Genomic DNA, 12,558 nt, shown 5'->3' with positions numbered 1-12,558 from the left:
CCCGGCTCGTCGCCGATATCCGGCGGTTCGCGCATGATGCGCAGCTTCATCGAGCGTGACGCCTCCGCTCCTTCCACTTGCGGCTAGCGAGGCCGCCACACCCCCCGAACGGGAATCCCATGAGCATCGAGACTCGACCACGCCTTGCTTCATCCTTCCGCCGTCCCCGTCTCGACGGCGTGCCACTGATCATTCCCATCGCCCTGACCGCCATCGTGATGGTCGCAGGCCTGTTCAACTCCATTCCCAAGAACATGATCGGCGGCCTCGCGGTCATCGTCGGATTGGGAATGCTGCTCGGACCGTTGGGAAATCGGCTCCCGATCATCTCCAAGATCGGCGGCGGCGCCCTCGTCTGCCTGATGACCCCGTCCATCCTGGTCTACTTCGGGGTCTTCAACGACAACACCCTCGACGCCGTGCACTCGCTGATGAAGGAAGCGAACTTCCTCTACTTCGTCATCTGCACCCTGGTGGTCGGCAGCATCCTGGGCATGAGCCGCAAGGTCATGATCGGCGGCCTGGTCAAGATCTTCCCGCCGCTGTTCATCGGCACCGTCGTCGCCGTCTCCGTCGGCATCGGCGTTGCCATGCTCTTCGGCTACGACTTCCACCGCGCATTGTTCTTCATCGTCGTCCCCATCCTCGGCGGCGGAATCGGCGAGGGAGTCATCCCGCTCTCGGCGGCATACGCCTCGGCGATGGGCGGCGAATCGTCCACCTACATCTCGCAGCTCATCCCCGCCGCGATCATCGGCAACATCGTCGCCATTATCAGCGCCGGCGTCCTGCGCCGGATCGGCGACCGCAAACCCCACCTCGACGGCGGCGGGCAGCTGGTCAAGACCGGCGACACCGACGACCTGCTCGCCCCGTCCGACGACTCCGCCGATCGGGAGACGAGCACCTCACCCAACTACGCCATGGGTGTGCTGACGATCTGCAGCCTGTTCGTCCTGGGCACCATGCTCGAACATTTCGTCCACCTGCCGGCACCGGTGCTCGTCATCCTCATCTCGGTGATCTGCAAGCTGTTCAACGTCTTCCCGCAGAGCGTCGAGGACAGCGCCCGCGGCGTCTACAAGATCATCTCCGGATACTTCATCTATCCCGTCATGATCGGTCTCGGCATGCTCTACGTGCCGCTGGCCAATGTCATCGATGTCGTCTCCATCGGATACGTGATCACCTGCACCGCCGTGGTGCTCTCGATGGTGCTGGTCGGGTTCTATGTCGGCAAGGCGATCGGCATGTACCCGGTCGACGCGTCTTTGGTGACCGTCTGCCACAGCGGCCTCGGCGGCACCGGCGACGTCGCGATCCTGTCGGCGTCCAACCGCATGAACCTCATGCCCTTCGCGCAGATTTCCACCCGACTCGGCGGTGTCACCACCGTCATCTCCGCCGCCTCTCTCATCCGGATCCTCGGCTGACTCCCGAGGTCCTCGGTCCACTCCCAGCAGGAAAGAAGACAGCCGTGAGGGTTCTGGTTGCTCCCGACAAGTTCAAGGGAAGCCTGTCCGCGTCGCAGGTCGCCGACCGTCTCGCCGAGGGACTGGCGGAGGCGGGCGTCGACAGCGACCGACTTCCGCTCGCCGACGGCGGCGACGGCAGCGTCGACGCCGCCTTGGCCGCCGGCTTCACGCCGCACCCGGTGACCGTGGCCGGGGCAACAGGAACCCCGCACTACGGCCGGATCGCCGCCCACGACGGCACAGTCGTGGTCGAGGTCGCCGACACCTGTGGCCTGGCCACTCTCCCGGGCGGCCGCCGCGCTCCGCTCGACGCCTCCAGCCTCGGGATGGGGCAAGCCATCGGTCAGGCACTGCGCCACCACCCCACCCGGCTGGTGCTGGCCCTGGGCGGGTCCGCCAGCACCGACGGCGGGATGGGCATGCTCGCCGCGCTGGGATTCACCTTCGCCGACGCCGACGGCCGTCAGCTGCGGGCCTGCGGGCGGACCCTGCACCAGGTTCACACGGTCGACGCCTCCCGAACGGTGAACCTGTCCGGCATCGAGATCGTGATCGCCGGAGACGTCACCAACCCGCTGACCGGACCGCACGGTGCCGCCGCCGTCTACGGCCCGCAGAAGGGGGCCGACCCCGCGGCCGTGCGCTTCCTCGACGCCGGCCTGCGCACCCTCGTGGAGGCGTTCACCCGCAGCGGCTACCCGCACGCACGGTGTCTGGCGGATGCGGCCGGGGCCGGTGCCGCCGGTGGCCTCGGCTTCGCCGCCCTGCTGCTCGGGGCCCGGATGGTCTCCGGCGCCGAGTTCTTCCTCGAACTGCTCGACTTCGACGGCCACCTCCCCGGCGCCGACCTGGTGATCACCGGCGAGGGCAGCATCGACGAGCAGACCGAACACGGCAAACTTCTCACCGTCCTGGCCCGCCGCGCCCACCCGGTCCCGGTGATCGCCGTCGCCGGCCGCAACACGCTCTCCCGGAACCGTTGGGCACCGGCTGGTTTCGAGTACATCCATGCCCTCGGCGACTACACCGACCGCAACACCGCCGCGGACCCGGAGCTGACCGGCAAAATCCTCACCCGCATCGGCAGGCGAATCGGCCGCTCCACCACTGCCGTCGCCGCACCTACCGCCGGATGAGCGACGCCGTGGACGCCCGTGCCAAACGCATCTGCCAGGACTGCCCCGTCCTCACGCACTGCCGCAAGCACGCCCTCGCGGCCGGCGAACCCTACGGAGTCCGGGGTGGGATGAGCGCCAAGGAACGCGCCCTGCACCCGGCCACCTCGGCAAGGTCGCCGTTCCACCGGTCGGGTCGACCCACTGACGCCATCGAAGTGGCCCACCGCCGCTCGTACCCCCACTGTGCACAACGAAGGATCCTTGTGACTCTCACCGACATTCACTCGTCACTCGCTGCCGAAGTCGACTCGGCTTCACTGCTGTCTCCGCGCAGGGCGAAGATCGTCTGCACGCTCGGCCCTGCCACCGCCACCGACGAACGCACCCACGCCCTCGTCGAAACCGGGATGGACATCGCCCGCCTGAATTTCAGCCACGGCGACCACACCGACCACGAGGCCAACTACCGGCGCGTCCGCGCCGCGGCCGGCAGCACCGGCCGGGCCGTGGGAATCCTCGCGGACCTGCAGGGACCGAAGATCCGCCTCGGCCGCTTCGCCGACGGCGCGGCGGTGTGGGCGGCCGGGGAACAGGTCCGGATCACCGTCGAGGAGTGCGAGGGCACCCACGACCGGGTCTCGACCACCTACCGCCAGCTCGCCGAGGACGCGCGGCCCGGTGACCGCCTCCTGGTCGACGACGGCAAGATCGCGCTGACCGTCATCGACGTCGACGGCAACGACGTGGTGTGCCGGGTGACCGAGGGCGGCCCGATCAGCAACAACAAGGGCGTGTGTCTGCCCGGGATGAACGTCTCCGTTCCCGCCCTGTCCGACAAGGACATCGACGACCTCGAATTCGCCCTGCGCCTCGGGGTGGACCTGATCGCCCTGTCGTTCGTGCGCGCCCCCACCGACATCGACCGCGTCCACGAGGTGATGGACCGGATCGGCCGGCGGGTGCCGGTGATCGCGAAGATCGAAAAACCCGAGGCCGTCGACGACATCGAGGCGATCGTGCGCGCCTTCGACGCGGTCATGGTCGCGCGCGGCGACCTCGGGGTCGAGGTCCCCCTCGAGCGGGTGCCGTTGATGCAGAAGCGGATCGTGCAGATCGCCCGGGAGAACGCCCGACCGGTGATCGTGGCGACGCAGATGCTCGAGTCGATGATCGACAATTCCCGGCCCACCCGGGCGGAGGCGTCGGACGTGGCCAACGCGGTCCTCGACGGCGCGGACGCGGTGATGCTCTCCGGGGAAACCTCCGTCGGCGCCTACCCGATCGAGACGGTCGCGACGATGGCGCGGATCCTCTCCGCCGTCGAACACGAATCCACCACCGTTCCCGCCCTGACACACATCCCGCGAACCCACGGCGGCGTGATCTCGTTCGCCGCCCGCGACATCGGCGAGCGGCTGAACGCCACCGCGCTCGTGGCGTTCACCCAGTCCGGGGACACAGTGCGACGTCTCGCCCGGCTCCACACCCCGCTACCGCTGCTGGCGTTCACCCCGGTACCCCAGGTGCAACACGAACTCGCCCTCACCTGGGGCACCGAAACCTTCCTCGTCGACCCGGTCGAATCGACCGACGAAATGATCCGCCAGGTCGACACCGCCCTCCTCCGACTGGGCCGCTACCAGCGCGGCGACCTCGTCGTCATCGTCGCCGGCTCACCCCCGCACACCGTCGGATCCACCAACCTCATCCACGTCCACCGGATCGGCGAAGACGACCTCATGAACTGACACGACCGTGCTATCCGTCACATTCCGTTCCCAGGCCCGCACACCCGACGCGGTGACGCCTCACGCCACATGCGCGTCGCGCAGATTCGCTGCCTCCTCCAGGAGGTCGGGGTCAGCGGTCCGTTCGTGGACCACGCCGAGTTCGGCGAGGATCGCGGCCCGGACCTGTTCGAGGGTGACGTCCGGGTTCAGGTCCGTCAGGGACGCCGCCGTGCCGGGGTCGAACTCCAGCTCGAGGGCGGCATTGACATCGGTGAGCACCGCCCGCACGGGGTCGGGATCGGACACCACCAGTTCGAAACCGAAAAGCCACGCCCCGGCGACTATTCGCTGCGCGGTTCCTGCCAGCTTGACGCGGCCTGCGCCGTTCACCGTCCAATCACCGGGGCAATACTCACCAGGCACCGGTCCGATGCGCGCATCGACACCGAGCTTCCTCAGCACCGCGACGAGCCTCGGGGTGATGCGCTGGAAGCGCGGGCGGGCCCCGACCATGCCCTCGGCGTCCCGGGAGATCATCTCCACGACGAGGCTCTGCTCGTGGTAGGCCGCCGCCCGACCTCCGGCGCCGCGGACGACGGGGGTGAATCCGTGTTGCCGCGCCACCGCGGTGGCGGCCGGAAACTGCGCTCGAACAGCGTCCAGCCGCCCGAACGACAGCGTTCGCGCGGGACTGTAGATGCGCACCAGCGCAGGGGCATTCGGCTCTCGCGCGGTGCGACGCAGAAGTGCCGTGGCGAGCGCCGCGTCCATCACGGGATCGTCCGGAAAGTGCGTGGTCAGCAACTGCCTGATCGTCATACCGTTCCCGTCACTCCGTTCCGCAACACACTGCCACGACGTCATTGCCGCAACCGGCACGTCACTACAGTGTCGCCGAGCGGGACGACACGAGCACCCGCTTCGCCGCGCAGCTGCGCGCGACCCCCGGCGCGGGCGGAATGGCCGGGCCGGGAGTCGCGTCGCCCCGCCCGGCAGAACGGACCGCGGGAAATGGTGCTGCCGTGTGCGGATTTACGCCCCTACGGCGGTTCGCGCAACCTCCTCGATACCTGCGGCGTCGAGCTTGTAGTGCCGGTACAGGTGGGTCGGCGGTCCGATCAGCGCGTATTCGTCCTTCACACCGTGTCGGACGACACGTGTGCCGTACCCGTGCTCGGCGACGACCTCCGCGACCGCACCCCCGAGACCACCGATGACATTGTGTTCCTCCACGGTCAGGACGATGCGGGACCGCTGTGCGGCGCGGGCGACGGCTTCGGTGTCGAGGGGCTTGATGGTGTGCATGTCGACGACACCCGTGGAGATGCCACCGGCGTTCAGTGCTCGCGCCGCCGCGAGCGCGGGATGCACCATCGACCCCGTGGCGATGATTGTCAGGTCGGTGCCGGCGCCGTGTTCGATGGCGGTGCCGATGGTGAAGGGCTGAGTGCCGTCGGCGTAGACGTCCGGGTCCTGACCACGGCCGATCCGGAAATAGATCGGTGCGGGATGATCGACGGCGGCACGGAGCGCGGACCCGAGCTGAGCGGTGTCGGCGGGGGCGATGACCGTGAGCCCGGGGATGCTGCGGGTGATGGCGAGGTCCTCGGTGGCGTGGTGCGAGGTGCCGTAGAAGCCGAGCGTGATGCCGGCGTGATGGCCGATGAGCCGGACCGGCTGCTTGGTGTACGCGATGTCGGTGCGGATCTGCTCGCAGGCCAGGTAGGCCATGAACGACGCGAAGGTGGCGACGTACGGCTGGAGCCCCGTGGTGGCGAGTCCCGCTGCGGTGGAGACCATGTGCTGTTCGGAGATGCCGAACTGAACGTATCGGTCGGGGTGACGCTCCTGGAATGCGACCAGACCGTTCGAATACTTGAGATCGGCGGTTCCGGCGACGATGGGATGCCCCTCGTCGACCAGATCGGCCAATGTGTCGGCGAGTATGTGGAAGCCGGGGGCCCGCTCGATCAGGGTAAGCAGGTGCCAGGACTCGGCCTGCAGGCCGGGTGCGACGCTCATCGGTTGTTCCTCAGTTCTTCGATCGCGTTGATTTCGTCTTGTTCTGCCAGCCAGCCGAGATGCCAGCCGAATTCGGATTCCATGTAGGAGATGCCCTTGCCCTTGACGGTGTTCGCGATGATCACGGCCGGGCGTGTTCGTTCGGGGTCCTCGACGATCGAACGGAAGGTCGCGAGCAGTGCGCGGACGTCGTGTCCGTCGACCTCGTGCGCGTCCCATCCGAAGGCGCGCCATTTGTCGCCGAGCGGCTCGATGTTGGTCACGGTGTCGATGCGGCCGTCGAGGGAGTGGTCGTTGCGGTCGACGATCGCGATCAGGTTCGAGACGTCGTGGTGGGCCGCACTGAGCGCGGCTTCCCAGATCTGACCTTCGTGCAGTTCGCCGTCGCCGAGGAGGACGAAGACGTTGGAGGGGCGGCCCTGCAGGCGGGTGCCGAGAGCGATTCCGGTGCCGGTCGACAGGGCGTGCCCGAGCGATCCGCTGCTGAAATCGATGCCGGGGATCCGGGTCATGTCGGGGTGGTCGCCGAAGGCGTTGCCGAGGCGGGTGTACTCGTCGAGCTCGGCCGGGTCGAAGAACCCCCAATCCGCCAGGAGCGGATAGAGCGTCGCCGCGGCGTGGCCCTTGCCGAACAGGAAGCGGTCTCGGTCGGGCCAATCCGGCTCACCCTTCCGAAGCCGCATGACGCCGTAGTACAGGGTCGCGAGGATCTCGGCACAGGAGAAGCCGGAGGCGTAATGGCCGGTCTTGGCGATGGAGATGAGGCGGACCGTTTCGAGGCGTGCGAACAGCGCGCGTTCGGAGATCAGGTCGACGAGGTCGTCGTCGTGGTCGGTGACCGGTGGGGTTGGTGTCAGCATGGACGAAAAGTACCAACTGTCAGACGCCTTGTCCATAGAGCAGTAAAACTATTTGATGGACTCTTTGTCCGCTGAGCGATAATCTGAACGCATGGCAAATGACGGAAGTTTGATGTTGGTACGCAAGGTCTCGGAGTTGCTCGACTTCCTGGCCAAGGGGGAGGCAACTGCCACCGAAATCGCGGAAGCGATCAACGAGCCGCGCAGCTCGATGTATCGCCTGCTGGCGAGCCTGCAGGAGGAAGACCTCGTGGAGGCGGGATCGCGGCGCGGCAAGTTCCGCCTCGGATTCAAGCTGGTGTCGCTCGGCTCGGCGGTGGTCGAACGGTTCGACGAACGCCAATTCGCACAGCCGGTCATGGAACGCCTGCACGCACTCACCGGCGAGACGGTGTTCCTCTGCGTCCCCCGCGGTGACCAGGCAGTGTGCATCGAACGCCTCGACGGCAAACGCGTGCAGTCGCTGGCCCTGCGCCTGGGCGGGTCCCTGCCCATGCATACCGGCGCCGCCTCCCGCGCCATCCTGGCCTTCCGGGACGAAAGCGAGTGGGAGGCCTACATCGCCCGCAACACCCCACTGACACGGCTGACCCCCTCCACCCCCGCCGAGCCGTCCGAACTGCGTGCACTGCTGCGGCGCACCCGCGAAGAGGGGATCGCGATCAGCGACCAGGACGTGACGGTCGGCGTGGCGGCGATCGGCGTCCCGATCATCGACTACCAGGGCCGGGTCCGGGCGGCACTGTCGATCAGCGGCGTCCGTGAATCCATCCTCGGAACCGACGGCGACCGCTGGAAGGCGGAGGTGATCAGCGGTGGACAGGAGATTTCTCGTGCCCTCGGCGTGGATCTCGCCGGCCGGAAGGTCGCGAACTTCGGGTAACGCCGCGCCCTACTCGCGCCTCCCCGCTTAGTTTGTCTCGCCTACTAGACATGTCGTCCGTGAAGTGAGACAGTGGTGAGCACCACAGTCCGTGGTACGACTCACCAGCAGGAAGGCAAGGACATGAGCGGCGAGCTCCACGACCGCGTGGTCGTGATCACCGGTGCAGGGGGCGGCATCGGCGGGGCCTGTGTTCGACACGTGCTCGCGGCGGGGGCCAAGGTGGTCGGCGCCGATCTCGACGTCACCACCTCGGACCTGCCCCACGATTCCGAGCACCTACGCCTGACGCAGGTCGACCTCCTCGATCCGTCCGGCGCGCAGACGATGATCGACTTCGCGCTCCACGAGTTCGGACGCGTCGACGTCCTGGTCAACAACGCCGGCGTCGCGCCGGTACGCGACAGCTTCCTGACGACATCCGACGAAGACTGGGCCCTCACGCTGGACCTCAACCTGATGGGCTACGTCCGGGCGTCCCGCGCCGCGATCACAGCGATGCGCCGGCACGGCGACGGCGCCCTCGTCCACATCGCATCGGAAGCGGCCCGGATGCCCAATCCCCGGTTGCCCGACTACAGCGTCTCCAAAGCTGCAATTCTGATGCTCTCGAAAGTCCTCGCCGCGGAGTTCACCCCCGACGGCATCCGGTCGAACGTCGTGTCGCCGGCGTTCATCCGATCTCCGATCTACGACCGGCCCGGCGGTATCGCCGATTCACTGGCGGCCGAGTTCGGCGTCGACAAAGAGACTGCGCTCGCCAAATACGTTGAATTGAACAAGATCCCGGTGGGCCGGCTGGGAACCGTGGACGAGGTGGCGGGAATCGTCGTCTATCTCGCGTCCACCCGCGCAAGTTTCGTGTCGGGGGCGAATTTCTGCATCGACGGCGGCGTCACGCCCGTCGTCTGACCGATCCAGACCAGCAAGAAGGAACAGCCTGATGTCAGTTCACGATAGAACCTGCCCGCGTGCGAAAACGCCGTCGAAGATAGTCGCTGCAGTGGGCACCGCGCTGATCGCGGCCGGCACCATGACAGCGTGCACGTCCGGCGCGGGTGCCGGAGACGACGGCAAGACCACGATCGGCGTCACCCTCAACGCGGCGTCGAACCCCTTCTTCCTCGCGGAAGGCCAGGCGATCGAAGCGGCCGCCACCGAGAAGAGCGTGGAAGTGTCCGTTCAGTACGCCAATGCCGACGTCGCCGTGCAAAGCGACCAGATCGATACGTTCATCCGGCAGAAGGTCGACTCGATCATCGTCGACGCCGTCGATTCCGACGGCATCGGTCCCGCCTTGCTCCGGGCGACGCAGGCGAACATCCCCGTCGTCGCCGTCGATGTCACTGCGGTCGGTGCCGACGCGACCGTGACCAGCGACAACGTCCAGGCCGGCCGCGAAGCGTGCACGTATCTCGTCGAGCAACTCGGCGGCTCCGGCAAGGTGGCCATCGTCGACGGGGCCGCGGTATCGGCGATCGCGGACCGCATGCAGGGATGCCGGGAAGCGTTCGACGCCCACCCGGGCATCGAGGTCGTCGCCACTCAGCGCGCAGATCTCACCCGTGACAAGGCCATGAACGTCGCGAGCACCATCCTCACCGCGAACCCCGACGTGGACGGCTTCTTCGGCGTCAACGATCCCACCGCGATCGGAATCTCCCTCGCTGCACAGCAGAAGGGCACCGACGTGAAGGTCGTCGGAGTGGACGGCGCGAAACAACTGACCGACCTCCTCGGCAAGAGTTCCATCATCGCCACCTCGGGGCAGGACCCCGCCCAGCTCGGCCGCTCGGGACTCGACACCGCCGTTCGTCTCGCCGCCGGCGAGAAGGTCGACAGCGCACCGACATTGATTCCCACCGTCCTCGTCACCGCGGACACCATCAGCGCCTACAAGACCTGGGGATGAACCATGGGTACGCTCACGAAGGTCCCCGCCGCGCGACTCGAAGGCATCACGAAGTCCTTCAACGGCAACTCTGTCCTGCGCGGGGTGTCAATGTCCTTGCAGTCCGGATCGGTGTCCGTCCTCGCCGGTGAGAACGGTGCAGGCAAATCGACCCTGATCAAGGTGCTGACCGGAATTCACCAACCGGACTCGGGAACGATCCACGTCGCCGGCAACCCAGCGCACTTCACCGGCCCCGGCGACGCACGCGCACACGGACTCACGGTCATCCATCAAGAGCTGAGCGTGGTTCCCGAACTCACCGTCGCCGAGAACATGGTGCTCGGCCGGGAGCCACGGCGGCGCCTGGGTCGATTGGACCGCGGTGCCGCCCGCCGACTCGCGGTCGCCGCCCTGGCCCGGGTGGGGTCGACCATCCGTCCCGAAACCTATGTGGCCGAACTCAGTACGGGGCAGCAACAGTTGGTCGAGATCGCCCGCGCCCTGTCCGAAGAGCCACGGATCCTCGTTCTCGACGAGCCGACTGCCGCACTCTCTCAAGACGAGGCCGACAACCTGCTCCGCCTGGTCGCCGAACTCAAGGCGCACGGTCTGGCCATGTTGTACATCAGTCACCGGATGGCGGAAATCGACCGCATCGCCGATCACGTCACCGTCCTCCGCGACGGTGTCGTCGCCGACACGATGGCCCGAGCGGAGATGACCCCGGACCGGATCGTCACCTCGATGGTGGGCAGGCCGGTCGAGACGATGTATCAGCACCGGCGAGCCACGGCACGCACCGACGTCCGACTCCAGGTCAGCGACCTCTCCTCCGACCGAGTGCAACCCTGCTCCCTCCAGGTCCGCGCGGGCGAGGTCGTCGGATTGGCCGGCATCGTCGGCGCCGGAAGAAGCGAACTGTGCCGCCTGGTAGCAGGCGTCGACAAAGCCGCTGCCGGCCGCGTCGAGGTCGACGACCAACACGTCGACCTCGGCAACCCCCGCTCGACCGCGGCAGCCGGGATCGTGATGCTCCCGGAGAGCCGTAAGGAACAGGGCCTGTTCCTCGACATGTCGATCGCCGACAACGTCTGCCTCGGTACGGCGTTCGGCCGCCACCGCTTCGGCCGGACCTCGCCGGCAGCATTGGAACACGCGGCCACTCGGTACACCGAGCAGATGCGCGTCAAAACCACCGGCGTCGACCAGCGCGTCGGGGACCTCTCCGGCGGCAATCAACAGAAGGTCCTGCTCGCACGCTGTCTGGCCAAGCAACCGTCGGTACTGATTCTCGACGAACCCACCCGCGGCGTCGACATCGGAGCCAAGGCCGACATCTACGCGCTCATCAACGAGGTCGCATCGAAAGGCGTTGCAATACTGTTGATCTCCTCTGAACTTCCGGAGGTCATCGGACTCTCCGACCGCATCCTCGTCATGCGCGAAGGCGGGATCGTCGCCGAGCTCTCCGGCGACTCCATGACCGAGGAAGACATCATCCGGCACGCCACCGGAAGCGCGACTGCCCCTCCATCGCTCACCGAGGTAATCTCATGACCACCCGACTTCCCTCCCCCACCCTGCCGGCGGCGCCGCACCGCTCCCCGCGGTCGAACGGCATCCGACACCACGTCACCGCACTCGCCGATCGGCTCGGCGTGGCGCTCGCACTCATCGTGCTGATCGCCGTGTTCTCCGCGGTCGCACCGTATTTCCTGTCGGTCGACAACCTTTTCGACGTCGCCCGGCAGATCTCCGTGACCGCCATACTCGGTGCGGGACTGACCTTCGTCATCATGACCGGAGGCATCGACCTGTCCGTCGGTTCGGCGGTGGGCGTGACCGCGTTCGTCGCCGTCGCCCTCTCCATCAACGGCGCCCCCGCCCCGGTCGCCCTGCTCGGTGCGCTGGCCGCCGGCCTGGTCATCGGCTTGATCAACGGTGTGTTGGTGGCCGGACTCGGGCTGGCGTCGTTCATCGTCACCCTTGCCGCGCTGACGTACCTGCGCGGAGTGACGTACGTCGGTACCGACGGCAAGACCCTGTTCTCGACGGACCTCGGCTACGCCGTCCTCGGCCACGGCTCGATTCTCGGTATGCCGATTCCGGTGCTCGTCATGGCCGCGGTCTTCGCGGGCGGGTGGTATCTGCTCAATCGCACCGTCTTCGGACGCTGGGTTCGCGCAGTCGGCGGCAACGCCGAAGCCGCACGGCTGGCCGGGATCCCGGTCCGGCGGGTGCTCACCACCGTGTACGTGATCTCCGGCATCTGCGCCGCCGTGGGCGGAATCATCGCGTCGGCCCGTCTGCAGAGCGCGGTGCCGGACCTCGGCGCCGGATACGAATTGTCGGCGATCGCCGCCGTGGTCCTCGGCGGAACGTCACTGATGGGTGGGCGAGGCTCACTGATCGGCACCTTGGTGGGTGCGGCGATCATCGGCGTCCTCGTCAACGGTATGACGCTGCTCGACGTCTCGACGTTCTACCAGCAGATCATCCAGGGCGCGGTCATCGTGCTCGCGGTGGCGCTGGACCGGCTGCGCATCAAGTCCTCGGGGACGCAGCATGCTTGACAC

General features: G+C 67.3%; 11 protein-coding genes. 8 read left to right on the top strand and 3 right to left on the bottom strand.

Translation table 11 applies throughout. From position 1 onward, the window contains the following. Positions 1 to 119: 119 nt before the first annotated feature. From WKC72_RS19005 to pyk, 3 genes are read left to right on the top strand one after another with little or no spacing between them, the layout of a single operon-like run. Positions 120 to 1,433, top strand: a complete 1,314-nt coding sequence (locus WKC72_RS19005; protein ID WP_112298581.1) for a 2-hydroxycarboxylate transporter family protein — start codon at positions 120 to 122, stop codon at positions 1,431 to 1,433. Positions 1,434 to 1,477: 44 nt separating this feature from the next. After that, positions 1,478 to 2,611, top strand: a complete 1,134-nt coding sequence (locus tag WKC72_RS19000; protein ID WP_370183949.1) for a glycerate kinase — start codon at positions 1,478 to 1,480, stop codon at positions 2,609 to 2,611. Further along, the gene (pyk, locus tag WKC72_RS18995; RefSeq protein WP_370183948.1) at positions 2,608 to 4,341 is read left to right on the top strand and encodes a pyruvate kinase; all 1,734 of its coding nucleotides are present in this window, start codon (positions 2,608 to 2,610) and stop codon (positions 4,339 to 4,341) included. The genes WKC72_RS19000 and pyk overlap by 4 nt, the downstream gene beginning before the upstream one ends. Before the next feature lie 60 nt (positions 4,342 to 4,401). Here pyk and WKC72_RS18990 read toward each other — a convergent pair whose 3' ends face one another. The 3 genes from WKC72_RS18990 to WKC72_RS18980 form a co-directional block, all read right to left on the bottom strand. Continuing rightward, positions 4,402 to 5,142: a lipoate--protein ligase family protein gene (locus WKC72_RS18990; RefSeq protein ID WP_112298584.1), complete on the bottom strand. Its 741-nt coding sequence runs from the start codon at positions 5,140 to 5,142 to the stop codon at positions 4,402 to 4,404. A gap of 213 nt (positions 5,143 to 5,355) precedes the next feature. Then, complete coding sequence (locus WKC72_RS18985) at positions 5,356 to 6,345, bottom strand: transketolase family protein (RefSeq protein ID WP_268790182.1); 990 nt, start codon at positions 6,343 to 6,345, stop codon at positions 5,356 to 5,358. Next, a complete protein-coding gene (locus tag WKC72_RS18980) occupies positions 6,342 to 7,205 on the bottom strand; it encodes a transketolase (protein ID WP_370183944.1) in 864 nt (287 codons plus the stop codon). Before WKC72_RS18980 ends, WKC72_RS18985 begins: the two co-directional genes overlap by 4 nt. A 91-nt stretch (positions 7,206 to 7,296) precedes the next feature. Here WKC72_RS18980 and WKC72_RS18975 point away from each other — a divergent pair, with 91 nt between their 5' ends. The 5 genes from WKC72_RS18975 (at position 7,297) to WKC72_RS18955 (ending at position 12,555) form a co-directional block, all read left to right on the top strand. Next, on the top strand, positions 7,297 to 8,088 hold the full coding sequence (locus WKC72_RS18975; RefSeq protein WP_370183941.1) for an IclR family transcriptional regulator: 792 nt from the start codon (positions 7,297 to 7,299) through the stop codon (positions 8,086 to 8,088). Between the two features lie 75 nt (positions 8,089 to 8,163). Further along, positions 8,164 to 9,000, top strand: a complete 837-nt coding sequence (locus tag WKC72_RS18970) for an SDR family NAD(P)-dependent oxidoreductase (RefSeq protein ID WP_235214714.1) — start codon at positions 8,164 to 8,166, stop codon at positions 8,998 to 9,000. A 91-nt stretch (positions 9,001 to 9,091) separates the two neighbouring features. Beyond that, on the top strand, positions 9,092 to 10,000 hold the full coding sequence (locus WKC72_RS18965; protein WP_370183938.1) for a substrate-binding domain-containing protein: 909 nt from the start codon (positions 9,092 to 9,094) through the stop codon (positions 9,998 to 10,000). A gap of 3 nt (positions 10,001 to 10,003) precedes the next feature. After that, positions 10,004 to 11,539 carry a sugar ABC transporter ATP-binding protein gene (locus WKC72_RS18960; protein WP_370183935.1) on the top strand — a complete coding sequence of 512 codons (1,536 nt, stop codon included), beginning with the start codon at positions 10,004 to 10,006 and terminating at the stop codon, positions 11,537 to 11,539. Further along, positions 11,536 to 12,555, top strand: a complete 1,020-nt coding sequence (locus WKC72_RS18955; protein WP_268790180.1) for an ABC transporter permease — start codon at positions 11,536 to 11,538, stop codon at positions 12,553 to 12,555. Before WKC72_RS18960 ends, WKC72_RS18955 begins: the two co-directional genes overlap by 4 nt. The last annotated feature ends 3 nt before the right edge of the window (positions 12,556 to 12,558 follow it).

Source organism: Rhodococcus wratislaviensis (assembly GCF_041228765.1).
In the GTDB taxonomy this organism is placed as follows: Bacteria; Actinomycetota; Actinomycetes; order Mycobacteriales; family Mycobacteriaceae; genus Rhodococcus_F; species Rhodococcus_F wratislaviensis.
The sequence above is the reverse complement of the archived record's forward strand: the minus strand, read 5'-3'. Positions and strand labels throughout refer to the sequence as shown.

Excerpts from the sequence above, each read along its gene's own strand:
- WKC72_RS19005 (WP_112298581.1), top strand. The coding sequence starts at position 120 with ATGAGCATCGAGACTCGACCACGCCTTGCTTCATCCTTCCGCCGTCCC.
- pyk (WP_370183948.1), top strand. The coding sequence starts at position 2,608 with ATGAGCGACGCCGTGGACGCCCGTGCCAAACGCATCTGCCAGGACTGC.
- WKC72_RS18990 (WP_112298584.1), bottom strand. The coding sequence starts at position 5,142 with ATGACGATCAGGCAGTTGCTGACCACGCACTTTCCGGACGATCCCGTG.
- WKC72_RS18985 (WP_268790182.1), bottom strand. The coding sequence starts at position 6,345 with ATGAGCGTCGCACCCGGCCTGCAGGCCGAGTCCTGGCACCTGCTTACC.
- WKC72_RS18980 (WP_370183944.1), bottom strand. The coding sequence starts at position 7,205 with ATGCTGACACCAACCCCACCGGTCACCGACCACGACGACGACCTCGTC.
- WKC72_RS18975 (WP_370183941.1), top strand. The coding sequence starts at position 7,297 with ATGGCAAATGACGGAAGTTTGATGTTGGTACGCAAGGTCTCGGAGTTG.
- WKC72_RS18960 (WP_370183935.1), top strand. The coding sequence starts at position 10,004 with ATGGGTACGCTCACGAAGGTCCCCGCCGCGCGACTCGAAGGCATCACG.
- WKC72_RS18955 (WP_268790180.1), top strand. The coding sequence starts at position 11,536 with ATGACCACCCGACTTCCCTCCCCCACCCTGCCGGCGGCGCCGCACCGC.